This is a genomic window from Miniimonas sp. S16, from assembly GCF_057748195.1.
The window spans coordinates 672,688-699,148 of record NZ_CM173242.1; the positions used below are offsets into that span (position 1 = coordinate 672,688).

General features: G+C 74.7%; 22 protein-coding genes and 1 riboswitch. Of the genes, 7 read left to right on the forward strand and 15 right to left on the reverse strand.

Annotated features, from left to right (window positions below; translation table 11 throughout):
- Positions 1 to 103: 103 nt before the first annotated feature.
- The 6 genes from AC3AQ1_RS03060 to AC3AQ1_RS03085 all read right to left on the reverse strand — a co-directional run bounded on the left by AC3AQ1_RS03060 (position 104) and on the right by AC3AQ1_RS03085 (position 4,603).
- Positions 104 to 715: a histidine phosphatase family protein gene (locus AC3AQ1_RS03060; RefSeq protein ID WP_108717770.1), complete on the reverse strand. Its 612-nt coding sequence runs from the start codon at positions 713 to 715 to the stop codon at positions 104 to 106.
- Positions 712 to 1,104 (reverse strand): ribosome silencing factor, encoded by a 393-nt coding sequence (rsfS, locus tag AC3AQ1_RS03065; RefSeq protein WP_108717771.1) that lies wholly within the window; start codon positions 1,102 to 1,104, stop codon positions 712 to 714. Before rsfS ends, AC3AQ1_RS03060 begins: the two co-directional genes overlap by 4 nt.
- An 84-nt stretch (positions 1,105 to 1,188) precedes the next feature.
- On the reverse strand, positions 1,189 to 2,460 hold the full coding sequence (locus tag AC3AQ1_RS03070; RefSeq protein WP_159096357.1) for a hypothetical protein: 1,272 nt from the start codon (positions 2,458 to 2,460) through the stop codon (positions 1,189 to 1,191).
- Between the two features lie 2 nt (positions 2,461 to 2,462).
- On the reverse strand, positions 2,463 to 3,038 hold the full coding sequence (gene nadD, locus AC3AQ1_RS03075) for a nicotinate-nucleotide adenylyltransferase (RefSeq protein WP_234417905.1): 576 nt from the start codon (positions 3,036 to 3,038) through the stop codon (positions 2,463 to 2,465).
- A 64-nt stretch (positions 3,039 to 3,102) separates the two neighbouring features.
- Positions 3,103 to 3,252, reverse strand: a complete 150-nt coding sequence (locus tag AC3AQ1_RS03080; protein ID WP_180359726.1) for a hypothetical protein — start codon at positions 3,250 to 3,252, stop codon at positions 3,103 to 3,105.
- A gap of 343 nt (positions 3,253 to 3,595) precedes the next feature.
- Positions 3,596 to 4,603, reverse strand: coding sequence for an LLM class oxidoreductase (locus AC3AQ1_RS03085; protein ID WP_108717774.1), 1,008 nt, complete (start codon positions 4,601 to 4,603; stop codon positions 3,596 to 3,598).
- 283 nt (positions 4,604 to 4,886) lie between these two features.
- A riboswitch (SAM riboswitch) is annotated at positions 4,887 to 5,000 on the reverse strand.
- Positions 5,001 to 5,144: 144 nt separating this feature from the next.
- Between AC3AQ1_RS03085 and AC3AQ1_RS03090 the strand changes: the two genes are divergently transcribed.
- Positions 5,145 to 5,726, forward strand: a complete 582-nt coding sequence (locus AC3AQ1_RS03090; protein WP_234417708.1) for a flavin reductase family protein — start codon at positions 5,145 to 5,147, stop codon at positions 5,724 to 5,726.
- 18 nt (positions 5,727 to 5,744) lie between these two features.
- On the opposite strand, the gene proB is transcribed toward AC3AQ1_RS03090, so the two are convergent.
- The 4 genes from proB to rplU all read right to left on the reverse strand — a co-directional run bounded on the left by proB (position 5,745) and on the right by rplU (position 9,193).
- A complete protein-coding gene (gene proB / locus AC3AQ1_RS03095; RefSeq protein WP_108719938.1) occupies positions 5,745 to 6,947 on the reverse strand; it encodes a glutamate 5-kinase in 1,203 nt (400 codons plus the stop codon).
- The gene (gene obgE / locus AC3AQ1_RS03100) at positions 6,944 to 8,461 is read right to left on the reverse strand and encodes a GTPase ObgE (protein ID WP_108717775.1); all 1,518 of its coding nucleotides are present in this window, start codon (positions 8,459 to 8,461) and stop codon (positions 6,944 to 6,946) included. Before obgE ends, proB begins: the two co-directional genes overlap by 4 nt.
- 140 nt (positions 8,462 to 8,601) lie before the next feature.
- Positions 8,602 to 8,850 (reverse strand): 50S ribosomal protein L27, encoded by a 249-nt coding sequence (gene rpmA, locus AC3AQ1_RS03105; RefSeq protein WP_108717776.1) that lies wholly within the window; start codon positions 8,848 to 8,850, stop codon positions 8,602 to 8,604.
- A gap of 34 nt (positions 8,851 to 8,884) precedes the next feature.
- Positions 8,885 to 9,193, reverse strand: coding sequence for a 50S ribosomal protein L21 (gene rplU, locus AC3AQ1_RS03110; RefSeq protein WP_234417709.1), 309 nt, complete (start codon positions 9,191 to 9,193; stop codon positions 8,885 to 8,887).
- Positions 9,194 to 9,436: 243 nt separating this feature from the next.
- Here rplU and AC3AQ1_RS03115 point away from each other — a divergent pair, with 243 nt between their 5' ends.
- Positions 9,437 to 11,563 (forward strand): hypothetical protein, encoded by a 2,127-nt coding sequence (locus AC3AQ1_RS03115; RefSeq protein WP_108717778.1) that lies wholly within the window; start codon positions 9,437 to 9,439, stop codon positions 11,561 to 11,563.
- 120 nt (positions 11,564 to 11,683) lie between these two features.
- Here AC3AQ1_RS03115 and AC3AQ1_RS03120 read toward each other — a convergent pair whose 3' ends face one another.
- Entirely contained in the window at positions 11,684 to 15,070 is a 3,387-nt protein-coding gene (locus AC3AQ1_RS03120) for an Rne/Rng family ribonuclease (RefSeq protein WP_108717779.1), read from the reverse strand.
- Positions 15,071 to 15,656: 586 nt separating this feature from the next.
- On the opposite strand from AC3AQ1_RS03120, the gene AC3AQ1_RS03125 reads away from it, so the two are divergent.
- From AC3AQ1_RS03125 to AC3AQ1_RS03145, 5 genes are read left to right on the forward strand one after another with little or no spacing between them, the layout of a single operon-like run.
- On the forward strand, positions 15,657 to 17,192 hold the full coding sequence (locus AC3AQ1_RS03125; RefSeq protein WP_108717780.1) for a cytochrome ubiquinol oxidase subunit I: 1,536 nt from the start codon (positions 15,657 to 15,659) through the stop codon (positions 17,190 to 17,192).
- A 60-nt stretch (positions 17,193 to 17,252) separates the two neighbouring features.
- Positions 17,253 to 18,272, forward strand: coding sequence for a cytochrome d ubiquinol oxidase subunit II (gene cydB / locus AC3AQ1_RS03130; RefSeq protein WP_108717781.1), 1,020 nt, complete (start codon positions 17,253 to 17,255; stop codon positions 18,270 to 18,272).
- A 4-nt stretch (positions 18,273 to 18,276) separates the two neighbouring features.
- On the forward strand, positions 18,277 to 19,959 hold the full coding sequence (cydD, locus tag AC3AQ1_RS03135; RefSeq protein WP_108717782.1) for a thiol reductant ABC exporter subunit CydD: 1,683 nt from the start codon (positions 18,277 to 18,279) through the stop codon (positions 19,957 to 19,959).
- Entirely contained in the window at positions 19,956 to 21,818 is a 1,863-nt protein-coding gene (gene cydC / locus AC3AQ1_RS03140) for a thiol reductant ABC exporter subunit CydC (protein ID WP_234417710.1), read from the forward strand. The genes cydD and cydC overlap by 4 nt, the downstream gene beginning before the upstream one ends.
- Before the next feature lie 7 nt (positions 21,819 to 21,825).
- Positions 21,826 to 23,499: a GAF domain-containing sensor histidine kinase gene (locus tag AC3AQ1_RS03145; RefSeq protein ID WP_108717783.1), complete on the forward strand. Its 1,674-nt coding sequence runs from the start codon at positions 21,826 to 21,828 to the stop codon at positions 23,497 to 23,499.
- Between the two features lie 70 nt (positions 23,500 to 23,569).
- On the opposite strand, the gene AC3AQ1_RS03150 is transcribed toward AC3AQ1_RS03145, so the two are convergent.
- The 4 genes from AC3AQ1_RS03150 to rpmF all read right to left on the reverse strand — a co-directional run bounded on the left by AC3AQ1_RS03150 (position 23,570) and on the right by rpmF (position 26,461).
- Positions 23,570 to 24,181: a response regulator gene (locus tag AC3AQ1_RS03150; RefSeq protein ID WP_108719940.1), complete on the reverse strand. Its 612-nt coding sequence runs from the start codon at positions 24,179 to 24,181 to the stop codon at positions 23,570 to 23,572.
- 218 nt (positions 24,182 to 24,399) lie between these two features.
- On the reverse strand, positions 24,400 to 25,401 hold the full coding sequence (mutM, locus tag AC3AQ1_RS03155) for a bifunctional DNA-formamidopyrimidine glycosylase/DNA-(apurinic or apyrimidinic site) lyase (RefSeq protein WP_108717784.1): 1,002 nt from the start codon (positions 25,399 to 25,401) through the stop codon (positions 24,400 to 24,402).
- 38 nt (positions 25,402 to 25,439) lie between these two features.
- Positions 25,440 to 26,267, reverse strand: a complete 828-nt coding sequence (rnc, locus tag AC3AQ1_RS03160; RefSeq protein ID WP_108717785.1) for a ribonuclease III — start codon at positions 26,265 to 26,267, stop codon at positions 25,440 to 25,442.
- Positions 26,268 to 26,272: 5 nt separating this feature from the next.
- Positions 26,273 to 26,461: a 50S ribosomal protein L32 gene (gene rpmF / locus AC3AQ1_RS03165; RefSeq protein WP_108717786.1), complete on the reverse strand. Its 189-nt coding sequence runs from the start codon at positions 26,459 to 26,461 to the stop codon at positions 26,273 to 26,275.

Consider the following 26,461-nt stretch of genomic DNA (forward strand, 5'->3'; position numbering starts at 1 on the left):
TCTTACGCGACCGCAACCCGATCGACCAAACCGGCGGAACGGCGCGGCTCAGCAGCCCTCGAGCAGCGGCCCGGACCGCCCCTGAAGCACCTCGAACCACGCCTCACGGCGCGATGTTGTGCGCCTCCAGCCGCCACCGCGGCTCCCGCGGCGACGCCTGGAGCACGCTCCAGTGGCAGTTGCCCAGCCCACGCACGCCGGCCCACTGGTCGGCGTCGAGCCCGAGCAGCGCCGTGATCCCCACCGCGATGCACGCCCCGTGCGCCACCACGAGAAGGGTCTGCTCGCCGTCGAGCATCTCGGCGTGCTCCTGCACGGCCGCGGCGAACCGCGCGGCCACCGCCCCGCGCGTCTCCGCGCCCACGCCCTCGGGGTGGCCGCCGGCCCGCCAGGCCGCGTTCTCCTCCGGCCAGCGCTCGGCGATCTCGGTGTCGTGCAAGCCCTCCCAGGTGCCGAAGCTGCGCTCGCGAACCCGCTCGTCCGTCACGACGTCGAGCCCCAGGAGCTCGGCGGCGGCCTGCGCCGTCGCGACCGCGCGCGACAGGTCCGAGGACACCACGAGCGCGGGGTGGAACTCGGCCACGATGCGCGCGGCCCGCTTCGCCTGCGCGCGACCGGTCTCGTTCAGCGGGATGTCGACCTGGCCCTGCAGTCGCCCCGCGACGTTGTAGTCGGTCTGGCCGTGCCGCCAGAGCACGACGCGTCGGGCCGTCACGCCTCCGGACCGGCCGGTGCGGGGTGGCGCACGTCGTCCGGCAGCGTGATCACCGGGCAGTCCCGCCACAGCCGCTCGAGCGCGTAGAACTCGCGGTCCTCGCTGTGCTGGACGTGCGCGATGAGGTCACCGAAGTCGAGTAGCACCCAGCGGTTCTGCCCCACGCCCTCACGACGCAGCGCCTTCACTCCGCGCGCGTGCAGCGCCTCCTCGATGCCGTCCACGATCGCGCCGACCTGACGCTCCGTGGACGCCGAGGCGACAAGGAACGCGTCGGTGAGCACGAGCCGCTCCGAGACGTCGAGCGCGATGATCTCCTCGGCCTTCTTGTCCGCGGCGGCGCGGGCTGCGGCGACGGTGAGCTCGACGGCGGTGGGCGATGCGGTCAAAACGGCTCCGGTCTGTCGGGTCTCGGGGCGAGACGACGGTGGTCGTGCAGTGAGTGGGTCGGGGTCGGTCGGTCAGGCGAGCGGTCAGGTCAGCAGGAGGAACAGCGCCACGCCGAGCCCGACGCCGAGCACCCCCAGCAGCAGGAAGCCCACCGGGGTGGACCACCAGGAGCGTCGGGGCTCGTCGTCGGCGTGCTCCGCGTCAGCCGCCTTCTCCGTGGCCGGGGCGGCGGCGCCGAAGGCCTTCCGGGTCGACGGGGGTGGCGCCAGCGGGGGCGTCGGCACGCTGGCGCCCGCGTCGCTGCGCACGGGCTCCCACACGGGCGGACGGAGCGTCTCGTCCTCGGCGTCGTCCGCGGCGGTGGACTCCGTCGCGTCGGACAGCGACGGCGTCGCCGGAGTCGACGCGGAGGCCGGCGGGATCGAGGGCGGGACGGACGACGGCGCACCGAGCGTCGCGCGCGACGACTCACCTCGCGTAGCGCTCGCCCCGCCCAGGACGGACCGGCGCTGCGGCGCCGCGGACAGCGGCGGAGGCGAGTCCTCGCCGTCGGGCGCCTCCGACTCCGCCGCCTTGGCGGCGTCGACGCCGGCGTTCCCGGTGGTCACGCTGGACTGCCAGTCCAGCGGTCCGGTCACCTCGACCGGGGAGTCCTGGGACCGCGTCGGGCGGACCTCGGACAGCCCGCCGGTCTCGTCCACGCTGCGCACGCCCTGGGCAGAGGCCGGCGGCCGGACGGTCGGGAAGCCGGGGGGCACGCGCTCGCCGCGCCCGGGCACCGCGGTCTGGGCGGGCGGCGGGCGGTCACGCATCGAGCGGCGCGACGGCGTGCTCGGCTCGGCCGGCGCGTCGGGCTTCGTCGCGGCGCCCGCGGCGGACGAGGTCGCGCCGGCGGCGGACCGACCGCCTCCGGAGGCTGAGCCCTTCGAGCCCGACTCGGTGCCGGCACCCGTCGCCTGGCCGGCGAGGTCGGCGATGACCTGCTCGGACGTGCCCGACGCGCGCAGCTCCCGCAGCTCGCGTCGCGTCAGCGTGCGGCTCGCGGGCGGCTCGGTCGCAGGCCCGCTCGAGGCCGAGCTCGCGGAGGACGCGCTCTCGGCCGCGACCGGCTCGACGGGCGCCGTCTCGTCGGACAGCGCAGGCATCAGCTCGGTCCGGTCGGACGCCTCGCCCGCTGCAGGCGCCGCCTGACCGGCCCCGGCGGGGGGCGCAAACGCCGCGGCGCTCGGAGTCGCAGCAGCCGCAGCCGCGCCGGACTCCACCGCCCTGTTCTCGCCCGACCCGTCCCCGGCGGCCGCCTGTGCGGCGCGACGACGACGCCGTCGCTCCCCCGTCGGCTGGGATTCGGTGCTCATGGCTAGCCTCCCTCGTCCACGCGGTAGAGCCGGTGCTTGTTGATGTACTGCACGACGCCGTCGGGCACGAGGTACCAGACCGGCTTGCCGCGCTCGACCCGCTCGCGGCACGCCGTCGACGAGATCGCCATGGCCGGCACCTCGAGCAGGGAGACCTTGTCGACCGGGAGTCCGTGCCCGTCGAGGTCGTGGCCCGGGCGCGTCACGCCGATGAAGTGCGCCGCCTCGAAGAGCTCCTCGGCGTTCTTCCACGTGAGGATCTGGCTCAGAGCGTCGGCGCCCGTGATGAAGAAGAACTCCTCCTCGGGCCGCTCGGCGCGCAGGTCGCGCAGCGTGTCCACGGTGTACGTGGTGCCCTCGCGGTCGATGTCGACCCGGGACACCGTGAAGGTCGGGTTGGACGCCGTCGCGATGACGGTCATGAGGTAGCGGTGCTCGGCGGGTGCGACGCGGCGGTCGGTCTTGAACGGCTGCAGCCCGGTCGGCACGAACACGACCTCGTCGAGGCCGAACTCGGCGGCCGCCTCGCTCGCGGCCACGAGGTGACCGTGGTGCACGGGGTCGAACGTGCCACCCATGATCCCCGTGCGGCGGCGGGCGCGTCGCGCACCGGTGCCGCCGCGGGCGCGGTGCGCGGACGCCTCAGCGGCGACGCGTGCCAACGCTGCGGAACGCGTAGGTCGCGAGGAGGAGGAACAGCAGGACGCCGAGCGCCACTCCGCCGTACAGGTAGGGGCTGTGGTACGCCGACTCGTGGGCCGCCTCGGCCATGATCACCAGCGAGCTCGCCATGCTGTCTCCTTCCGCAGTGCCCTGGGCAGGGCCAGCGCACAGTCTCGCACGTCTGGCCGCACAGTGCCCTGCAGCGCCCCGGCCGTGCCCCGGCCGTGCCCCGGCCGTGCCTGTGACGCGCCCGCCGCCTGTCGACCAGACGAGGCGAGACGAGCCGACGGGACCTTCGTCCCGCGTGGGAGGCGCCGACGCGGACGAGACTGGTCGAGCGGCCGAACAGCCGCGAAGCGCCGTCGGCGGCCTCGGTCGTCGACGGAGGTAGAGGCCCGCTAGCGCCGGAGCGGCCTCCCGCGGAAGCCCCGCCACCGATCGTGGCGGGGCTTCCGGCTTCCAGGCGATCGCCTCAGACGAGCTCGGGCAGCGAGAGCGCCGCACCACCGACGCGCGCCTCGGCCACCACCGGGTCAGCGGGCGCCAGCAGGCCACGCTCGCGCAGCTCGGGGGCGAGCGATCCGGCGATCGCCAGGACATCGGTCGGCAGCGCGCCGGGCAGCACCACGAAGCCGTCGGCCGCGTCCGCCTCGACCCACTCCTGAAGCACGTCCGCGACCCCGCGGCCCGTCCCGGCCACCGTGAGCGGCTCGGGCCCCTCGACGGTGCCCAGGTCGCGCAGCAGGTCGGCGCGGAACAGCGCGCTCGCGGCGTCGTCGGAGATCACGGTGACGGCGTCGACCACGACGCGCACGTCGTCGGGGTTGCGACCCGCCTGCTCGGCCGCCGTGCGGATCGCAAGCCGGCGACGGCGCGCCTCGGCCACGTCCGTGACGCGCAGGCGCACCACGTCGGACCACCGACCGGCCACGACGGCGGTCGCCGGGTCGGTCGGCGCGGTCACCAGGAGCGGCGCGCGGCCGCCCGTGCGGGCCTCGGGCGTGAGCGACCACACGCGACGCACCTCGGCGTGCACGCCGCCCGACGTCGTCGACGTCGGCAGCTGCCAGCCGGCGCGTCCGCCCGATCGGGCGTGGATGCCGGCGATCGCGCGGGCGAGCCTCATCGGGTCGAGGAAACCGGCCGGCAGGGCCGAGACCACGCGCGGCCCGCCGTCGAGCAGGCCCGCCGCGGCGAGGCGGGAGGCGATCACGGCCGGGTCGAGCCAGGCGTCGTTGCGGGGGGCGTCGTCAAGCCGGAAGGACTCGCCGAACGTGACAAGCTCGGCGCCGGCGTCGCGCGACAGCGCCACGTAGTCGGCGACGTCACCGAGCGAGACGCGCTGGCCGGTCCCGGCCGAGCTGCGGCGGTGCAGGGGCGCCTTGGCGCCCGTGGTGGTGAGGTCGACGCCGAGGAGCAGGCGGCCGGTGAAGGCGGGGCTGGAGCTGTCGGCGGGGGTGGGGAGGTTCTGGACAGACATGAGTGGTCCTCTTCTGCACGAGCAGGGTGATGTGTGGCCGACCGGGGCCGTAGGAGGCGAGGTCGGGCGCCCGCGAGCAACGCGGGCCGGGGCACGACGGCGGGAGGCTGGCTCTGGTGGGCCAGCAGCTGGTGGGAGAAGATCCCGTTCCGGCCGCCGTCAGCGCATACACATGCACGCGCAGGGCGTGCCACACATCATCGAGGAGGAGGCGGGAAGCAGTGGAGAGGGGCTCTGCACTCGCGTGACCATCGTGTTCATTCCTCGTTCTTCCGCGGGAGCGGACGAGCGCTTGCCCTGGGCAGGTAGCCAGGACCTGGTCGTCACCCGGGGCACCCCACCGCAGGAGGAGGGTTGCCGACCAGCGAGCCGGGGCTTGTCGCTGATACTCGAGACCGTGTCCCTAAGGTAGGCCGGAGAGGTTGTCGTGTCAACTCATCACGAGGGTGAGCAAGGCCATCACCCCGACGGCGGTGTCCACATCGTGGAACCCGTCACGTCCGCTCGCCGCGAGCGCCCGGATCGACCTAGCGTCGACAACGTGACCCTCGACCTGCCCCGAACCGAGGACCGTGCGTCCGTGAGCCCTGACGTCTCCCCCGCCGCGTCCGGCTCCGTGACGCCGCGCACCTTCAAGGACCTGTTCCGCCGGCACCCCGCGGGGGTCGCGGTGGTGACCCTCGCGGGGCCCGACGGCGCCCCCGTCGGCTTCACCGCGACGTCGGTGATCTCGGTGTCCGCCGACCCGGCCGTGCTCGCGTTCTCCATCACGGAGGTGTCCTCGTCGTGGCCGGCGCTGCGCGAGGCGAGCTCCGCCGTCGTGCACTTCCTCTCCCACGACCACGCGCAGCTCTCGACGCGCTTCGCGACCCCCGGCATCGACCGCTTCGCTGGCGTCCCGCTGACGTGGCTGCCCACGGGCGAGCCGCGGCTCGCCGATGTCAACGCGTGGGCACGTATCGCGATCGACGAGCGCGTCCGCGCGGGCAGCAGCTACCTCGTGGTCGCCAGCGTGCTCGAGCTCGCCGACGATCTCGCGCCCGACGGCGAGCCCAGCGCCCCGCGGCTGGTGTACGTCGACCGGACCTACCACGGCACGGGGCCGCACTCCCAGGTCGGCTGAGGGTCGCTGAGCCTTGCCTCAGCGACGCCGCGCGACGACGACGAGGTCGTCGCGGTGCACCACCTCGCGATCGTGCCCGTGGCCGAACCGCTCCCGCAGCTGCTCCGACGTGCGGCCGAGCCGCTCGGGCAGCTCCTCGCTCGAGTACGCGACGAGGCCGCGCGCGACCACGACACCTGTGAGCGACACGAGCTCGACGGGGTCGCCCGCCTCGAACGCCCCCTCCACGCCCACGACGCCCGCCGCGAGCAGCGACCGCTTGCCGTGCGTGATGGCGCGCACCGCGCCGTCGTCGAGCACGAGCCGGCCGCGCGTGTGCGCGGCGTGCGCGAGCCAGAGCCGGCGGGTCCGCGGACGCGACGCCGTCGCGCGGAACCACGTGCCGACGTCGGCGCCGGTGAGCGCGTCGGCGATCCGGGCGGCGCCGGCCACGAGGGTCGGGATCCCGGCTCCGGTCGCGGTCTGCGCGGCCGTCACCTTGGTGGTCATGCCGCCCGTGCCCACCCCGCTGCCGCGCTGGGTGACGACGACGCCGTCGAGGTCGGCCGCCGAGGCCACGACGGCGATCCGCCGCGACGTCGGCAGGCTGGGGTGGCCGTCGTAGAGCGCGTCGACGTCGGTGAGCAGGACGAGCGCGTCGGCCTGCACCACGTGCGCGACGAGCGCGGCGAGGCGGTCGTTGTCGCCGAACCGGATCTCGTCCGTGGCCACGGCGTCGTTCTCGTTGATGATCGGCACGACGCCGAGCGCGAGCAGGCGCTCCAGCGCCCGTTGGGCGTTCTTGTACTGGCCGCGGCGCACGACGTCGTCCGCGGTGAGCAGCACCTGTGCGACCGTGAGGCCGTGCGCCGCGAAGGCGCGCGTGTAGTGCGCCATGAGCAGGCCCTGGCCGACGCTCGCAGCGGCCTGCTGGGTGGCGAGGTCACGCGGCCGGGCCGGCAGGCCGAGCGGGGTGATGCCGGCCGCGATCGCACCGGAGGACACGAGGACCACCTGCGTGCCGGCCGTGCGCCGGGCGGCGAGCGCGTCGGCGACGGCGGTCACCGCCTCCGGATCGAGCGCACCCCCGCCTTGGGTCAGAGAGGACGAGCCGATCTTGACCACGACGCGCCGGGCCTGCAGGAGCGACGAGCGGTCGGCACCTTCTGGCTCGGTGGCTCCGTCGGGCTCGGTGGCTCCGTCGGGCTCGGTGACCGCGACGGCCTTCGTCGGCGAGCTCACGCGTCGTCCGCGTCGGTCCACACCCCGCGGTCGGCCTCGTCCGCGAGCTGCTCGCGCGCGGCGGTCTTGGCGTCCATCCGCGAGGTGTACTGCTCGCGCCGCTCGCGCGTGTTGCGCCGGCCGGACTCCTCCAGCCGGATGTCGGTGCCGCGCGGCGCGAGGAGCTCCGCGCCCGCGCTGAGCGTGGGCTCCCAGTCGAAGATGACCCCGCCGACGAGCGCGCCGATCACCACGGTGTCGCCCGGCAGCGCACCGGCCTTGGCGAGCTGGTCCTCCACGCCGAGGCGCGCGAGCCGGTCGGCCAGGTAGCCGACGGCCTCGTCGTTGGCGAAGTCCGTCTGACGCACCCACCGCTCCGGCTTGTCGCCGCGCACCTGGTACGCCTCGCCGTCGGGCGTGTTCACCTTGGTGACCGTGAAGAGCGCGTCACCGTGCGCGCGTGGGCGCACCACGACGGGCGCGGGCGCGGGCGGCGGCTCGGCGGCGCGAGCCTGCGCGACGAGCTCGGCGAGCGCGAACGTGAGCGGGCGCAGCCCCTCGTGCGAGGCGCTGGAGACCTCGAAGACCCGCAGGCCGCGGGCCTCGAGCTCGGGCTTGACGAAGTCGGCGAGCTCCTTGGCCTCGGGCACGTCGACCTTGTGCAGCACGACGAGCTGCGGGCGCTCGAGGATCGGCACGCGGCCGCCGGCGATGTCGAGGTCGGGCGCGTAGGCGGCGAGCTCGGCGGAGATCACGTCGAGGTCGGTGATCGGGTCGCGACGCGGCTCGAGCGTGGCGCAGTCCAGCACGTGCACGATGACGGCGCAGCGCTCGATGTGGCGCAGGAACTCCAGGCCAAGGCCCTTGCCCTCGCTGGCGCCCGGGATGAGCCCGGGCACGTCGGCGACGGTGAAGCGCTCGGACCCGGCCTGGACGACGCCGAGGTTGGGCACGAGCGTGGTGAAGGGATAGTCGGCGATCTTGGGCCGCGCGGCGCTCATCGCGGCGATGAGCGAGGACTTCCCGGCGCTCGGGAAGCCCACCAGCGCGACGTCGGCGACGGACTTGAGCTCGAGGACGACCTCGACCTCCTCGCCGGGCTCGCCCAGCAGCGCGAAGCCGGGGGCCTTGCGGCGGGGGGAGGCGAGGGCGGCGTTGCCGAGGCCGCCGCGGCCGCCGTGCGCGATGACGTAGCGGGCACCGGCGCCGACGAGGTCGGCCAGCACGGTGCCGTCCTGGGCCCGCACCACGGTGCCGTCGGGGACGCCGAGAACGACGTCGTCGCCGTTCGCGCCGTGCCGCATGTCGCCGCGCCCCTGACCGCCGGACTGCGCGCTGCGGTGCGGACGGTGGTGGTAGTCCAGCAGCGTGGTGACCTGGGGGTCGACCTCGAGCACGACGTCGCCCCCGTCGCCGCCGTTGGCTCCGTCGGGGCCGCCGAGCGGCTTGAACTTCTCCCGGTGCACGGAGGCGCAGCCGTGCCCACCGTCACCGCCTGCGACGTGCAGGACGACCCGGTCGACGAACGAGACCACGACTACTCCTCAGGGTGGTGCGGGGCGGGTGGTGCGGGGTGGTGCGGGGTGGGTGGTGCGGGACGATGCAGGGCAGGAAATGCGCGAGGGGCGTACCGCGGCGCGGTACGCCCCTCGCGGAGCTGCATCGAAGCGATCGGTCAGGCGACGACGTCGATCACCCGGCGACCACGCCGGGTCCCGAACTGCACCGCACCCGCCTGGAGTGCGAACAGCGTGTCGTCGCCGCCGCGCCCCACACCCTCACCGGGGTGGAAGTGCGTGCCGCGCTGACGGACGATGATCTCGCCGGCCTTGACGACCTGGCCGCCGTAGCGCTTGACGCCGAGACGCTGAGCGTTGGAGTCGCGGCCGTTCCGCGAGGAGCTGGCGCCCTTCTTGTGTGCCATGACGCACACCCCTTTCTTCTGGGAGCCGTGCGGCTCAGGCGATCGCGGTGACCTTGAGGCGCGTCAACTTCTGACGGTGCCCCTGGCGCTTGCGGTAGCCGGTCTTGTTCTTGAACTTCAGGATGGTGATCTTCGGGCCCTTCTCGTCCCGAACGATCTCGGCCGAGACCTTCACCTTGGCGAGGTCCTTCGCCGCCGAGGTGACCTTCTCGCCGTCGACGAGGAGGAGGGGGGTCAGCTCGATCTTGTCACCGACGTCGCCGGACACCCGGTCCACGACGACGATGTCACCGACGGCCACCTTCTCCTGACGGCCACCCGCCTTGACGATCGCGTACACCACGTTGCATCTCTCCTCATCGGAACTGCTGCGCATCACCGCGGCGCGTGGGCCGGACCATGAGGTCCTGGACGCGCGGCACCGGTGGCTGCAGCAGCTAGGGCTTTTCGGCGCACACTGGACGTGCTCGCGCCGACGGTCCAGGTTACGCGGCCAGGCCGAGCGGGTCAAATGCGCAGCGGCCCGCGCGCGAGTGCCGTGCGGCACGCCGCAGGGCCGCCGGGGCCCGCGGGTAAGGTGCCCCCGATGACCGCTCCGACGCACCCGACAGTACCCGGACCGTTCGGCGCCGGCCCGAGCGGCGCCGCGCCGCCGGGTTCGGCGTCGGGCTCGGCGCCCGGCGCCTCTGCCGTCGGCACCCGGTTCGCCTCGCGCATCGCGCTGACGCCGGTGCTGGGCTCGGCGGGCGTCCCCCGGATCGCGACCGGCGAGCAGGCCATGCTCGCCCGGCTGTTCGCGGCCGGCAAGGACCCGCTGACGGCCGCGGCCAACGAGCTCCGCTCGGCCCAGCTGGCCTGCGAGGACGCCGCCGCGGCCGTCGAGGCCGAGGACCGCGACCTGCACGAGGCGTTCGCGTACGCGCGCGAGCAGCTCGACCTCGCCTCGCGGATGACGTCGGAGACGCGGGTGGAGGACCTGCCCTCGTTCGCGCGGCTGCCGTGGCGCCCGGGCGCGCTCGGTGCGGGGGCACCAGGCGCCGGGGGTGGCCAGGGTGCCGCGCTCGACCTCGACGCCGTGCTCCAGGAGGTCCCCCGGCTCGCCGACCCCGTGGCCACCTCGCGCGAGGAGCTGTACGGCCTGCGCGGCACGCTGCGCTCGGCGCTCGCCGCGCTCTCGGAGGACGTCCGCCGGCTCGCCGCGACGTCGCGGCGGGGCGTCGGCGCCGCCGCGGTGCTCCCGGCGCTGGCCCTGCTCACGACGTCGGCGTCCCGGATCGAGCGCATCGCGGACGTCGTGGTGTCCCACCGCTGGACCGACGACCGACCCAGCACGCCACAGCTGCCCGGCGTCGGCGGCGACGTCGAGCTGTACGCGAGCGGTCGGGCGGCGCCCTACCGCCGCGCGAGCGTAGCCGCCCGGGTGCGGTTCACGCCGGGTCGCGTGGAGGTCACGACGGCGGCCGGCCGGGTCTCGATCGGCCAGAGCGAGCCGATCGGCGGTCTGCTCTGGGTCGCCCCCGCCGCGCGCTCCGCGCTCGCCGAGGCGCTCGCGCCGGACGAGCGGTGGGCCGGCGTGCCCGAGCTCGACGAGCTGGGGACCGTGCACGTGCTCGACGCGGCCGGCCGCTCCCTGGCGAGCTTCGCCGTCGCCGACTGGGCGAGCCAGCCCACGACCGTGGTGGACCAGGCGCTCGTCGACTCGACCCTGGGCGACGTGCCGCTCGGCGCCGCGCGCGGCGTGCTCGCGCTCGAGGCGGTCGGGGTGACGCGCGGCGCGACGACGATCGGCGTCCCGCTGCGCCGCGGCGTGGCGCACCCGCCCGACGCCGACTCCTCCGCCGGCATGCTCCGGCCCGCACCGCACCGGCCGCCGTACCGCGGCCGCGAGGCGAGCGTGGGTCGGGCGGCGCTGCGGCGCGGCTGGCGCGGGCGCTGGTGGAACCGCGATCTCGGTCCCGGGTTCACCTGGTCCTGGCCGCTGCGCGCGCTCGCGCCGTGGCTCGTGCTCGCGGCGCCCTTCGTGGTGTGGCCCGGCGGCGGACGCGGCTGGTTCCAGGTCCTCGTCCTGCTGCTCACGCTCGCGGCCCTGGTCGAGCCCTACGTCGCGTGGCTCGCGGTCTGGGCTCGCGACCTCGCCGTGCGAGCGCCCGCGACCGCGCGCTACCGAGCGGGCAAGGGGCCGTTCGCGCCTCACCTCGAGCTGCGCGGGCCCGACCTCGTCCTCACGAGCCGGTCCGGCCACGTCACGCGGGTACCCGGTCCGAGCGACGGCGACCTCGGCGTGGTGCGGCTCGTCCGGCTTCGCTCCTCGGGCACGTGGGGGTTCGCCCTCGCCGACTCGCGCTGGCGCTGGCGCGCCGTGCTGCCCGCGCACGAGTGGACGCCGAACGGCCGGTACGACGCGCTCGAGGAGTTCGCGCGCGCCGCCGGGCTCGGGTTGGCAGACCAGGACGTCGACCCGCTCCCCCGCCTCGACCAGGAGACGGTCGCCCCGGGGCGAGCCGCCGCGACGCGGGCGTTCGGTCCCCACGTGCGCGGTCTGCTGATCCTCGGGTTCTTCGCGGCCCCCGCGGCGCTGGTGCTGCTGCTCGTGCCGGCCAAGCCCGCGCGGCCGCTCTGGCTCTCGCTGGCGGAGCTCCTGCTGACCTTCGGCGGGGCCGGCGTGCTGGCGCTGCTCGCCCGGTGGCGCCTGCGGCGCGGGGTCGTCGGGTAGCTCCTCCTACACCTGCGCGAGCGGAACCATGCCGGGACAGCGGGCCCCGACGACGAAGCGCGCGTGCCGACCCTCGCGGGACGGCACGCGCGCTTCTGCGCTTCTGCGTGGTGCGGCTGACTACTCGGTGCGCTCGGCCTCGTCGGGCTGCACGGCCGGCTCGACCTGGTTCGGCTCGCTGATGTCGTCCGGGGCGTCGCTCTCCGCGCCCTCCGGTCGGTCGAGGACCTCCGGAGCCGACTGGTCCGTGGACTCCGGCTGCTCAGCCGGCTCGTCCGTGGACACCGGCTGCTCGGCGACGTCGCTGGACTCCCCCTCGGCGTCGGGCTCGCCGACGACCTCAGCAGCGTCCTCGACCGTCTCCGGCACGACGGCGTCCTGCGGCTGCTCAGCACCCTCGGGCTCGGCGGCCTCCTCGGCGCGGGCGGCCTCGGTCGCCTCGACCGTGGCCACGACGGACTCGACGACCTGCTCGAGCGGCAGCTCGATGACGACCTCGGCGATGGCCTCGCCGTCGACGAACGCGCGCTCGCCGTCGCCGTCGCTCGCCCCGGTGGTCTCGACGTCGGACGCGGACTGCGGCTCGCCGTCGGGCGCGGTGTCGGACACGACCGCGATCGTCGACGCACCGGCCTCGGCGTGCGGCTCCTCGGCGGCCTGGTGCGCGTGCTGCGCAGCGGCCGCGATCTGCGCGAGCGTGGCCTTGACCGCCTCGCGCGCGGCCGAGTCCACCGGCGCGGCGGCGGCGGGCGTCCCGGTGGACGCGCCGCGCCCGGATCGGCCGGAGCCGCCCGCGTTCGCGCTGTTGCCGCCGTTCGGGCCGCCGCTTCCGCTGCGACGTCGACCCACGCGCGGGGTCTCCTCCTCCGGCTCGGGCGCGATGTCGTGCGCGTGCGGCTCGGAGGACACGATGAACCCGCGCCCCCGGCAGTGCTCGCACGGCGTCGAGAACGCCTCGACGAGTCCCTGGCCGACCCGCTTGCGCGTCATCTGGACCAGCCCGAGCGAGGTCACCTCGGCGACCTGGTGCCGCGTGCGGTCCCGGCCGAGGCACTCGATGAGGCGGCGCAGCACGAGGTCGCGGTTGGACTCGAGCACCATGTCGATGAAGTCGATGACGACGATGCCGCCGATGTCGCGCAGACGGAGCTGCCGGACGATCTCCTCGGCGGCCTCGAGGTTGTTGCGCGTCACCGTCTCCTCGAGCGTGCCGCCCGAGCCGGTGAACTTGCCGGTGTTGACGTCGACGACGGTCATCGCCTCGGTGCGGTCGATCACGAGCGAGCCGCCCGAGGGCAGCCAGACCTTGCGGTCCATGCCCTTCGCGAGCTGCTCGTCGATCCGCTTGCTCGCGAACACGTCCTCGGGACCGGTCCAGTGGTGCAGGCGCTCCACGAGGTCCGGCGCGACCGAGCCGACGTACTCCGAGATCGTGCTCCACGCGCCGTCGCCGGACACGGTGAGGGAGGAGAAGTCCTCGTTGAAGACGTCGCGCACGACGCGCAGGGAGAGCTCGGGCTCGCCCTTGAGCAGCGCCGGCGCCGAGGTCTTCTTGCCGGTGGACTTGGCCTCGATCTCCTTCCACTGCGCGCTCAGTCGCTCGACGTCGCGGCGCAGCTCCTCCTCGCTCGCACCCTCGGCCGCGGTGCGCACGATGACGCCCTGGCCCTCGGGGACGATCTCGCCGAGCAGCTTCTTGAGGCGGGCACGCTCGGTGTCGGGGAGCTTGCGGGAGATGCCGGTCATCGCACCGCTCGGCACGAGCACGAGGTAGCGACCGGCGAGCGTGATCTGCGACGTCAGCCGCGCACCCTTGTGCCCGATCGGGTCCTTCGTGACCTGCACGACGATCTGGTCGCCGGACTTCAGCGCCTGCTCGATGCGGCGCGGCTGCCCCTCGAGGCCCGAGGCCTCCCAGTTCACCTCGCCGGCGTAGAGCACGGCGTTGCGACCGCGGCCGAGGTCGACGAACGCGGCCTCCATCGACGGCAGCACGTTCTGCACGCGGCCGAGATAGACGTTGCCGACCATCGTGGTCTGCTGGGCACGGGCGACGTAGTGCTCGACGAGCACACCGTCCTCGAGCACCGCGATCTGCGTCATGCCGGCACGCTCGCGCACCACCATGGCGCGCTCGACCGACTCGCGGCGCGCGAGGAACTCGGCCTCGGTGATCACCTGGCGGCGACGCCCGAAGTCCCGACCCTCGCGACGGCGCAGGCGCTTGGCCTCCAGCCGGGTCGACCCCTTGAGGGCCGTCACCTCGTCGCGCGCGGCGCGGGCACGTCCGCTGTCGCTCGTGTCGGGCTCGGTGCGCCGGCTGCTGCTGCCGCGACGGCGGCGACGACGCCGGGAGCTGCCCCCGGCGGAGTCGTCCTCGCCGTCGGCCCCGCCGTCGCTCGCGCTGGACGCGGCGTCCTCGGGATCGTCCTCGGCGCGGTCGGTGTCGCCGTCGGCGTCGGTGGAGTCCGCGTCGTCCTCGCCGTCGGCGTCGCCGCCGGACTCCCCCGTACGACGGCGGCCGCGGCCTCCGCGACGACGGCGACGGCGGGGCGTGCCGGCCTCGCCGGAGTCGTCCGTGCCCTCACCCGCCTCGTCCTGCTCACCGGGCTCGACGTCGTCCGTCGCGTCGGGAGCGTCCGTCGGCTCGGTCGTGGCGTCCGTCGGCTCGGTCGCCTCGACGACCTCGACCACCGGCTCCTCGGTCTCGTCCCGGGTGGCGGCGCCCCGGCCGCGACCACGGCGCGAGCCGCGGCTGCGTGCGGGCTTGGGCTCGGCGTCGTCCGCCGTGTCGTCGCTCGCGGCGGACTCGGGCCCCTCGGCGGAACCGGCGCCCGACGGCTCGGTCGTCTCCCCCTCGGCGCCCGCCTTGCGGCGGCGACGACGCGGGGTCGACGCGGGCGGCTGGAACAGCAGGGCCGAGGCGGCCAGGCGGGGCTGGGACTCGTCGTCGGGGGTGCTCCCCGTGGCCTCGTCCGACGCGGGTGCGTTCGACTCGGGCGCGCTCGGCGCGGCGGTCGCGGTGTCGCGCTTGGTCTTGCGCGCTCGGTTCGTCTTCTCGGCGGCCGGCTCGTCCGCGGGTGCTGCGTCGGCGCCGGACTCGGCGGGACGGGCGGTGCCGAGGCCGAACGCGGCGAACACGTCGATCTGCTGTTCGGGGGCGCGGACCGGGTGGACCGGCGCGGCGGAGAAGGTGAGGGCGTGGCCCGCGGGGTGCTCGCCGTCGAGCTCGTCCTCCTCGGGCTCGGCGTCCGCCGAGGGCGTCTCGACCGGCTCGTCGGTGGCGGGCGCGACCGGCTCGACAGGAGCGGCAGCCTCCGGCGCGGCGGGGCTGGGCGCCTGCTGCTCGGTGTCGGCGGGCGCTGCGGCCTCGGCGGGGGTGTCGGCCGGCACGGCCGTGGGCGTCGTGACACCGCGGGTGGCGCGGCGGGGGGCGCGGCGCCGGGTGGGCGCGGGCGCCGCTGCGCCGTCGTTCTGCTGGGTCTGCTCGTAGGACTCGTCTGCCATGGTGGCTCCGTGCCCGGGTGCGCCCGTCACACCACCGCGGGCGCCCGCGGGCTCTCTCGTCGGTGGCGGCCAGGCCGACACCGGAAGTCAGGGATACCCCGACAGGGGGGCCGACGCCCGCTTCACGGCCGGGTCCGCCGCACGACGCCGACGTGGCGGTGCGAGGTGGACGAGGGGCCGGAGCTGTCGTCGGACCGGCGGGGGGTGTGGCCCCGCCGACCTCCAGCAGTATCGCACAGGGCCCGCGAAAAGCACCTGAGGTGTCCATCGGTCATCCATCGGTGGTCCATCGGTGGTCCCCCGGCGAGTCACGCGGGGCCGTGCGACACGCCGGCCGAGAGTCGCGACGCCCGGCGCCGTACCGGGCCCTGAACCGGCCCCTGAACCGGCCTGGGACGAGACCCGCACCACAGCCCGGGCGAGGGTCGACGGCACGCACGGAACACGCCATCGGGCCCTAGGACCTTGGTCCTTCTTGACGCGGCGTCACGACACTAGGTTGACGACGACGGGGCACCCCTTCGGCTGTCGGCGGGGTCGGCTACCGTCACCTCGTTCGACGGCATGACAGGACCGGGAGAACCCCATGGAAGCGCTCGACCTGGCCCGGTGGCAGTTCGGGATCACCACCGTCTACCACTTCATCTTCGTGCCCCTCACGATCGGGCTGTCGACCCTCGTGGCGATCATGCAGACGATCTGGTACGTCAAGCGCACCGAGAACTGGCTGCGGATCACGAAGTTCTTCGGCAAGCTCCTGCTCGTCAACTTCGCGATCGGCGTCGTGACCGGCATCGTGCAGGAGTTCCAGTTCGGGATGAACTGGAGCGAGTACTCCCGGTTCGTCGGCGACGTCTTCGGCGCCCCGCTCGCTATGGAGGCGCTCGCCGCCTTCTTCGTGGAGTCCACCTTCCTCGGCCTGTGGATCTTCGGCTGGGAGCGGCTGTCCAAGCGCGTCCACCTGCTCTGCATCTGGGCCGTGGCCTTCTCCACCACGCTCTCGGCCTACTTCATCCTCGCCGCCAACTCGTTCATGCAGCACCCCGTGGGCGCCGTGTGGAACGAGGAGCTCGGCCGCGCGCAGCTCACCGACATCGGTGCCGTGCTGACCAACCCGACCACGATCGCGACCTTCCCGCACGTGATCGTGGCCGCCTGGCTCGTCGCCGGCACGTTCGTCGCAGGGATCGCGGGCTGGTGGATCGTCCGCTCGGTCAAGAAGGGCGACGAGGCCACCGCGCGCTCCGTCTACCGCCCCGCCGCCTACGTCGGCCTCGTGGCGATCCTCGTCGCCGGCGTCGGGCTGCTCGTCACCGGTGACCACCAGGCCAAGATCATGTACGAGCAGCAGCCGGGGAAGATGTCCGCGGCCGAGGCGCACTGCGAGACCGCGGAGAGCGTGCCGTTCTCGATCCTCACGATCGGCAACCTCAACGACCCGAACAGTTGCGGTGACACCACCGCGATCCTTTCGATCCCGGGCCTGACGTCGTTCCTCGCCACGGGGAACTGGAGCGGTCCGGAGAGCAGCGTCCCGGGCACGGAGAACGTCCAGGCGGACTTCGCCGAGCGGTTCGGCGACACCTACGGCGACGACATGGTGTACATCCCGAACCTCATGATCACGTACTGGGCGTTCCGCCTCATGATCGGCCCGGCGATCTTCTCCGCCGCGCTCGCGCTGTGGGGCCTGTGGACCCTGCGGGGCGGCCGGCTCACCGACAACGTGTGGTTCTCCCGGCTCTGCCTCGTCGCGCTGCCGATGCCGTTCCTCGCGAACTCCTTCGGCTGGATCTTCACCGAGATGGGCCGTCAGCCGTGGGTGGTGGTGCCCAACATCGGCGCCGACGGCGTGATCGAGATCAAGATGGCCACGGCCGACGGCGTCTCGACCGTCGTGGGCGGCGGCACCGTCCTGTTCTCGCTGCTCGCGTTCACGCTGGTCTACGGCGCGCTCGCCGTCGTGTGGTTCAAGCTCCTGCGCAAGGACGTCCGCGCCGGCGCGCCCGTGGTGAGCTCGCCGGACTCCCCCGACACCTCGCGCGACCGGGACGACGACCAGCACACGCCCGACGGCGAGCACGAGTCCTCGAGGACCCCTCAGCTCGACTTCGCCTACTGACCGGCGCGCCCGCGCAGATCTCATCCCACCCGCACGCCGCGACCGACAAGGAACCTGACCGTGGACCTGCCAACACTATGGTTCATCCTCATCGCCGTTCTGTGGATCGGCTACCTCGTCCTCGAGGGCTTCGACTTCGGCGTGGGCATGCTCATGCGACCCCTGGCGAAGGACAACACCGACCGGCGCCTGGCGATCAACACGATCGGGCCGGTCTGGGACGGCAACGAGGTCTGGCTGCTCACGGCCGGCGGTGCGACGTTCGCCGCGTTCCCGCACTGGTACGCGACGCTGTTCTCGGGCTTCTACCTCCCGCTCCTGCTCATCCTGCTCGCGCTCATCCTGCGCGGCGTCTCGTTCGAGTACCGGCACAAGGTCGACAGCGACCGGTGGCGCAACGGCTGGGACTGGTGCATCGCGATCGGCTCGTGGGTTCCCGCGATCCTCTGGGGCGTCGCGTTCGCCAACATCGTGCGGGGCGTCCAGATCGACGCCGACATGCAGTACGTCGGCGGATTCTGGGCGCTGCTCAACCCGTTCGCGCTGCTCGGCGGAGTGGTGACGCTCGGTCTGTTCCTCACCCACGGCGCGGTGTTCCTCGCGCTGAAGACCTCGGGCGAGTACCAGGAGCGCGCGATGGCCCTGGCCCAGCGGCTCGCGCTGCCCTCGGCCGCCGTCGCCGCCGTGTGGGTCATCTGGGCGCAGCTCGCCTACTCCCGCAACGCCTGGACCTGGGCGCCGCTCGTCGTCGCCGCGCTCGCGCTCGTCGGTGTCGTGCTCGCGACCCGGGCACGGCGCGAGGGCTGGGCGTTCACGCTCAACGCGGTCGCCATCGCGATGGCGGTCGTGTTCATCTTCGGCGCGATCTTTCCCAACGTCATGCCCGCCACGGACCCGGCGAACTCGCTCACGATCGACAACGCGAGCTCCTCGGACTACACGCTGACGATCATGACGTGGGTCGCCGTCGTGCTCGTGCCCGTCGTGCTGCTCTACCAGGGCTGGTCGTTCAAGGTGTTCTCCCGCCGCCTGCACCGCGACCAGATCCCGCCGCAGCCGTCCGAGCTCGTGAACCACTGACGGCGTGCGGCCCCTCGATCCTCGCCTCCTGCGCACCGCGGCCGCGGCCCGCACCTTCGTCGTCGCCGCAGCGGCGCTCTCGGTCCTCGCGACCGTGTGCGTCGTGGTCCAGGCGTTCGCGATCGGGCACGCCGTCGCCCCGGTCGCGCTCGACGGCGTCGACCTCGCCGCGGTCGCGACGCCCCTCGCGGCGCTCGTCGGCGCCGTCGTCCTGCGCGCCGCGCTGACCTGGTTCCGTGAGCGCCTCGGCGCCCAGGCCGCGGTCGACGTGGTCGCGCAGCTGCGCACCCGCCTGCTCGAGCACACCTCGCGGCTCCCCCACCGCTGGCGCACCCGGCACGGGGCCGAGGTCACCACGCTCGCCACGCGCGGGCTCGACGACCTCGTCCCCTACGTGACCGGGTACCTGCCGCAGCTCCTCCTCACCGCGATCCTCACGCCGCTCACGCTGCTCGTCGTGCTGCGCCTGGACCTCGTCTCGGGACTCGTGGTGGCCGCGACGCTGCCGCTCATCCCGGTGTTCATGTGGCTGGTCGGTGTCACGACGCAGCGCTGGTCCGAGCAGCGCCTCGAGGCGCTGGCTGCGCAGGGCTCCCAGCTGCTCGACCTGCTCGCCGGCCTCACCACACTGCGCGCACTCGGCCGCGAGGTCGGGCCCGGCGTGCGCGTGCGTCGCCTCGGCGAGGCGTACCGCACCACGACGATGCAGACCCTGCGGGTCGCGTTCCTGTCCAGCGCGGTGCTGGAGCTGCTGGCGTCGCTGTCCGTCGCGCTCGTCGCGGTCGAGATCGGGATGCGGCTCGTCTACGACCGGATCGACCTGGCCACGGGCCTCACGGTGCTCATCCTGGCGCCCGAGATCTACCAGCCGCTGCGCCAGGTCGGCGCCCAGTTCCACGCCTCCACCAACGGGCTCACCGCCGTGCAGCGCGTCTTCGCGGTGCTCGACGAGCCCCTGCCGGCCGACGGCGAGCGTGCCGTCCCCGCGTGGGACCGCCTTGTCGTCTCGGGGCTCGCCGTGGCGGCCGACGACCGCGGCTACCTCGCCCCCGCGGACCTGGACGCGGTCATCGAGCCGGGCCGGGTCACGGCGCTGGCCGGGGCGAGCGGGTCGGGCAAGACGACGACTGCGATGGCGCTCCTGCGCCTGCAGCCGCCGGACGCCGGCACCCTCGTCCTCGAGCACGACGGCGAACGCACCGACCTCGCCGACGTCGCCTCGGCCGCGTGGTGGGCCCAGGCGGCCTGGGTGCCGCAGCGCGTCGTGACGAGCGGCGGCACTGTGAGGAGCCACGCGCTCGGCGGCGCGTCGGGTCCCGACGCCGAGGCCCGCCTGGTTCAGGCGGCCGAGGCGACCGGCCTCGCGCACGTGGTCGCGGGTCTGCCGCTGGGCTGGGCGACGCCGCTCGCGGCCGAGGCCGGCGGGCTGTCCTCGGGGCTGTCCGTCGGCCAGACGCACCGGCTCGAGCTCACCCGGGCGCTCGTACGCGGGGCGCGGCTCGTCGTCGCCGACGAGCCGACCGCGCACCTCGCGCCCGGGGACGAGCAGGAGGTGGTCGCCGCGCTGCGCGCCGTCGCGGACGCGGGCGCCGCGGTCGTCGTCGTCGCGCACCGACCGGGCACGCTCACGGCGGCCGACGTCGTGGTCCAGGTCCGCTCGTCCGCGCCGGTGGAGGTGGCCGCGTGAGCGGCGTCGAGCCGGGCGCGCAGCTGCTGCCCGAGCCCGCCGGTTTGCCCCCCGCTGCGGCCGTCACGACCGGCGTGCGCGGGGACCTGCGGGCCCTGCGCCCGGTCCTCGCGATGCTCGGTCTGCGCCGCGCCGTGCTGGCGCGCGCCGTCGCGCTCGGCTCCCTCACGCTCGCCGCGTCCGTCGCGCTCTCGGGCACGGCCGCGTGGCTCATCGTGCGCGCGGCCCAGATGCCGCCCGTGATGTACCTCAACGTGGCCGCCGTCGGCGTGCGCACGTTCGGCATCCTGCGCGGCGTCTCGCGCTACCTCGAGCGCCTCGCGACGCACGACGCCGCGCTCGCCGGGGTCGCCGAGCTGCGCACCCAGCTGTACGAGCGGCTGTCGGCGGGGCGGACCGAGGAGCTCGCGCGACTGCGGCGCGGCGACCTGCTGGCCCGCACCGGCGCCGACGTCGACGACGTGGGCGACGTGGTGATCCGCGCCCTCGTCCCGGCCGGCGTGAGCGTCGTGGTCGGCCTCGGCTCGGTGGTGCTCATCGCGCGCTTCTCGGTGCCGTCGGCGCTCGTCCTGCTCGCGTGCCTCGCCGTGACGGCCGTCGTGGTGCCCGCGCTCGCCGGCCGGGCCGACAGCCGCGCCGAGACGGTCCGGGTCGCGGCCCGCGCCGACGTCGCCACCGCGACCGAGGCGCTCGTCTCCCGCGCAGCCGAGCTCGCCGTCGGCGGTGGTCGGCCCGACGCGCTCGCCGCGCTCGAGGAGGCGCACGCCCAGGCGCGCGACGGCGAGCGCCTCGCCGCACGCCCGCTCGCCTGGTCCGCGGCGACGGCCGTGCTCGCGGTCGGCGCGTCGGTGCTCGGCGCGCTGCTCGTCGCGGTGCCGGCCGTCGGTTCCGGGGCGCTGACCGCGACCGAGCTCGCCGTCGTCGTCCTCGTGCCGCTGGCTGCGTTCGAGGCGACCGCGCCGCTGCCGGCTGCGGCCGCCCAGCTGCGCCGGTCGGCGCAGGCCGCGCGGCGCATCTCGGCGCTGCTCGCGGCCACGGACAGCGCGGCGCGCCCCGGCGTCGTGCGCGACAGCGTCGCGCCGGACGGCGTCGCGCCGGACGCGGCGCCCGAGGCGCTCGACCCGCTCGCGACGACCCTGCAGCCGCCCGGCCTGCACGCGCGCGGCCTCGTGTGCGGCTGGCCCGGCGGCGAGGCGTGCACCGCCCCGCTGGACCTCGACCTCACGGGCGGATCGCTCGCCGTCGTGGGCCCGTCCGGAACCGGGAAGACGACGCTGCTGCTCACGCTGGCCGGCATGCTCGCGCCGGTCGGCGGCGCGGTGCGGGTGGACGGCGTGGACCCGCACGGGCTGCGTGGGCCAGAGCGCGCCGCGCACGTCGCGCTCACCGCCGAGGACGCCCACGTGTTCGGCACGAGCGTGCTGGAGAACATCCGGGTGGCGCGTGGCGACGTGGCGCGCGAGGAGGCGCTCGAGCTGCTCGACGCCGTCGGCCTGCGCGCGTGGGTGGAGGCGCTGCCGGACGGGCTGGACACAGTCGTCGGGCCCGAGACGATCTCCGGCGGCGAGCGACGCCGGCTCCTCGTCGCGCGCGCGCTCGCGAGCCCCGCTCCCCTGCTCCTGCTCGACGAGCCAGCCGAGCACCTCCCGGACGACGTCGCGCAGGCGCTCGTGCGTGACCTGCTGGCGCTCGGCCGGCACGAGCGCAGCGTCGTCGTCGTGACGCACCACGTCGCGGCCGTCGAGGCGGCGGACGCCGTGGTGACGCTCGGGCACGCCGTGCCGGCGGGCGCGGCCGCGACCGGTGCCGCGCCCGGTGCCGCGTCGGCGGCGCCGGCGCCCGCCGCGAGCGAGGCATGATCGGGGCATGACGTCCCCGATCACCCCGGCTCTGCTCACCAAGGTCCTCGAGCTGGCGGGACAGCTCGACGCCGAGCGCGTGCTCGCCGAGCTCGTCGTCTCCGCCGCCGACCTCACCGGGGCGCGGTACGCCGCGATCGCCGAGCTCGACGCGTACGGCGAGACCACCACGTTCGTCCAGCAGGGCGTCACGCCGGAGGAGGAGCATGTGCTGGGCCACCCGCCGCGCGGCCACGGCGTGCTCGGCGCGCTCCCGCAGGAGGGCGTGCTCCTGCTCGAGGACCTCACCCGCCACCCCGCGTTCGGCGGGTTCCCGCCCGGCCACCCCCCGATGCACACGTTCCTCGGCGTGACGGTCGCCGCCGGGGAGATCTCGCTCGGGCGCCTCTACCTCGCCGAGAAGGCCGGCGGGTTCACCGCGCATGACGTCGAGACGGTCCAGCTGCTCGCCGCGGCGGCCGCCGTCGCGATCGACAACGCGCGCCTGTACGAGCAGGCGCAGGACCGCGAGCGCTGGCTCGCCGTCTCGCAGGAGATCACGACGGCGCTGCTGGAGGGCTCGGACGAGGAGGACGTGCTGCAGCTCGTGGCACGGCGCATCCGCGTGGTCGCCGACGCCGACACCGCGGCGATCGTGCTGCCCTCGGTCGACGACGAGTGGGTCACCGAGATCGTCGACGGCGCCCACATGGCCGAGATGATCGGCAACACGCTGCACGAGGACGGCCACGCGATCCGCAGCGTTCGCACGGCGCGAGGTTCGATCGTGGAGTCGATCAGCCGCGAGCCCGACCGGTTCATCGCGCCCGCGCGGGCGTTCGAGCGCGCCCTCTACGCGCCGCTGCTGTCCAGCGGCGCCGACGGTGACGGCCACGACGCCCTCGGCGTCCTCATCCTGTTCCGCCTCCCGGGGCGGCCCGCGTTCACCGAGGGCGACCTCGCCGTCGCGAACGACTTCGGGGCGCAGGCGGCGCTCGCGCTGCGCCTGGCCGCGGCCCGGCACGCGGAGGACGTGGCGTCGCTGCTCAACGAGCGCAACCGGATCGCGCGCGACCTGCACGACCTCGCGATCCAGCAGCTCTTCGCCACCGGGATGCGGCTCGAGCACGCCAAGTCGCTGCTCGCCGGCGACAACCCCGCGGAGGTCGGGGTGCGCACCGAGATCGACCAGGCGATCGACGGCGTCGAGGAGGGCGTGCGGCAGATCCGCGGCATCGTGCGCTCGCTGCGCGACCGCGACGAGCACCTGCCCGTCGTCGAGCGCCTCGTCCGCGAGGCGTCCCTGGCGCGCGCGAGCCTCGGCTTCGCGCCGTCCATGCTGCTCACGCTCGACGGCGAGCAGCTCGCCTCGCTCGACACGTCAGGCGACGTCGCGAGCGAGATCGACGCGCGCCTCGGCGACCGCCTCGGCGACGACCTCGTCGCGGTCGTGCGCGAAGGGCTGTCGAACGTGGCCCGGCACGCCGCGGCGACGAGCGCGCGCGTGGAGATCCGGGTCGACGCCCGCACGGTCTCCGTCACGGTGACCGACGACGGCCGCGGCGCCGACCCCGCCTCGGACCGGCGCAGCGGGCTGGGGAACCTCGCGTCGCGGGCGGCGGAGCACGACGGCGTGTCTCGCCTCGAGCCCGGGCCGGACGGCTGCGGGTCTCAGCTCACGTGGGAGGCGTGGATCGGCTGACCCGGGCGTCGCGCGGGGAACGCTGCCCTGCGCCGTAGTGCCCGCGGTTCGAGACTCAGCGGTTCGAGACTCAGCGCCAGGACGTGGAGTGCTGGCTCGCGACCCAGGCGATGACCTGCGTGCGACGGGACAGCCCGAGCTTGGCGAGCATCGACGTCACGTGGTTCTTCACGGTCTTCTCCGCGAGGCCGAGCTCGTCGGCGATGTCGCGGTTCGTCATCCCCTTGGCCACGAGATCGAGGACCTTCGACTCGCTCGCGGTGAGGTTCGCCGTCGGGTCCGGGTGGGCCTGGCGGCGGCGGGTGAGGGTGCGCTCGTCGAGCAGCACGCGGCCGGCCGCGACGGCGCGCACGGTGTCGACGATCTCCGAGCCACGCACGGTCTTGAGCACGTAGGCGCGGGCGCCGGCCTGGACCGCGGCGGCGAGGGCGTCGTCGTCGTCGAAGGAGGTCAGCACGATCGCCCGGGTGTCCGGCGAGCTCTGCGCGAGGGCGGTGATGACGTCGATGCCGGTGCCGTCCGGCAGCTGGAGGTCGACGAGCGCCACCTGCGGCTTGAGCAGTGCGCCACGGCGCTGGGCGTCGGCGACGGTGCCGGCCTCGGCGACGACGTCCAGGCCCTCGGCGGCGGCGACGACGTCGGCGATGCCACGACGGACGACCTCGTGGTCGTCCACGATCATGACGGTGGTGGGTGCGCTCACCCCTGCAGGGTATCGGCACCACCCCGCCGGAGGCGCGAGGCGAGCGGGCGCGCGAGCGCGTCGAACGCCGGCTTGCGGTCATGCGAGGGCGCCGAACGCTGGGTCGTGGTCACGACAATCCCCGCTGGTGACCGAAACTCAGCGCTCGACGCCCGCCGGAACGCAGCATTCGAGGCGTGCAGACCTACGCCAGAGGCTCAGGCGGCGCGGGGCGCGCGCTGGCAGCGCGGGCACAGGTGCGAGGAACGGTTCATGAACGACAGCCGCACGATCGGCGTGCCGCAACGCGGGCACGGTCGTCCCTGCTGCCCGTAGACCGCGAGCGAGCGGTCGAAGTAGCCCGACGCCCCGTTGACGTTGACGTAGAGCGCGTCAAACGAGGTTCCGCCCTGCGCCAGCGCCTGCGACATCACCTCGCGTCCGGCCCCGAGCACCTCGACGACGCGGGCCGCCGGCATCGAGGCGACCAGGCGCTCGGGGTGCACGTGGGCGCGCCACAGCGCCTCGTCGGCGTAGATGTTTCCGACGCCGGAGACGGCGGTCTGGTCCAGCAGCACGCGCTTGATGCCCGATCGGCGACGGCGCAGCGATCGGGCGAGCACCCGGAGGTCGAGCGCGGGGTCCAGGAGGTCGCGGGCGATGTGGGCGACGGGCGCAGGCAGTGCGGGGTCGGGCGCGCCCAGGCCACCCGGGCCGCCGTCCGCGGTCGGGACCAGGGGCTCGAGAGCGACGTAGCCGAAGGTGCGCTGGTCTACGAAGTCGAGTGCGCCGTCGTCCGCGAACGTGAGGCGCACCCGCAGGTGGGGGTGGGCGACGCCCGCGGTGGCGTGTGCCGCGGCGGCGTCGCGGACGAGGAGCTGGCCGCTCATGCCGAGGTGCACGAGGAGCGCGGATGCTACGTCGAAGGCCGGGGTGGGCTGGCCGCCCGAGGCGGGCTCGCCGTCGGGCGCGGGCTGGGTGCTCGAGGTGCGCTGGCCGCCTGAGGCGGGCTCGCCGTCGAGCAGCAGCCAGGCGAACTTGCCGCGGCGCACGGCCGCGCTGGCGGTGCGACCGACGAGGCCCTCGGTCAGGGCGTCGGCCCCGCCGGCGGTGCGGCGCACGGCGCGGGCGGAGAGAACGTCGACGGCGGCGATGCGGCGACCGAGCACGTGCGCGGCGAGTCCCGCGCGGACGATCTCGACCTCGGGAAGCTCGGGCACGGTCAGCTGGCGGAGTGCAGGACGAGGGGGGCGCGCGGTCAGGCGCCGCTGCGCACCCGACGGCGGGCCTGGTTCGAGGCGCCGTTGACGGGCGCCTCCGCGGAAGCCGTCGACCCACCGCCGTTCGAGGAGGCACGAGCGGTCGGTGCGCCGTCGGCGGCGTCGGCCCCGGCGAGCGAGGCGAAGGCCTGCTGCGCGGCGACCTGCTCGGCGTGCTTCTTCGCCGTGCCGGTGCCCTGGCCGTGGACGATCCCGCCGAGGAGGACCTGCGCGGTGAAGACGCGCGCGTGGTCCGGCCCGGTGTGCTCGACCTGGTAGACGGGGACGCCGAGGCCGAGCTCCGCCGAGCGCTCCTGGAGGCTCGTCTTCCAGTCCAGGCCGGCGCCGGCGGAGGCCGCGACGGCGAGCGTCGGCTCGAGCAGTCGCAGCACCATCGCCTTCGTGCGCTCGAGGCCCGCGGAGAGGAAGGCGGCGCCGATGAGCGCCTCGAGGGCGTCGGACAGGATCGAGTCCTTGTCCGCGCCGCCGGAGGTCGTCTCACCGCGGCCCAGCAGGAGGTACTGCCCGATGTCGAGCGCGCGGGCGACGCCGGCGAGGGCGCGCTGCGACACGCACGCGGCCCGCATCTTGGCGAGGTCGCCCTCGGGGACGTCGGGGTGCGTGGCGAAGAGGTACTCGGTGACGATGACGCCGAGGACCGAGTCGCCGAGGAACTCCAGGCGCTCGTTCGTGGGGGTGCCGCCCGCCTCGTGGGCGAACGAGCGGTGCGTGAGCGCGAGCACGAGCAGCTCGGGGTCGATCTGCTCACCTAGCCCCGCCAGCAGCGCGTCAACGCTACCGACGGGGCGGGGGGTGCTCACGCTCATGACGCTCAGGCGTCCGTGCGGATGGCCTCGGCGTAGGTGCGCTCGTTGTAGGCGCCGCACGACGGGCACGCCTGGTGCGACAGGCGCGGGGCCTTGCACTTGGGGCAGGTGCTCAGGGTGGCGGGCGTCGCCTTCCACTGCGAACGGCGCGCACGGGTGTTGGCGCGCGACATCTTGCGCTTGGGAACAGCCAC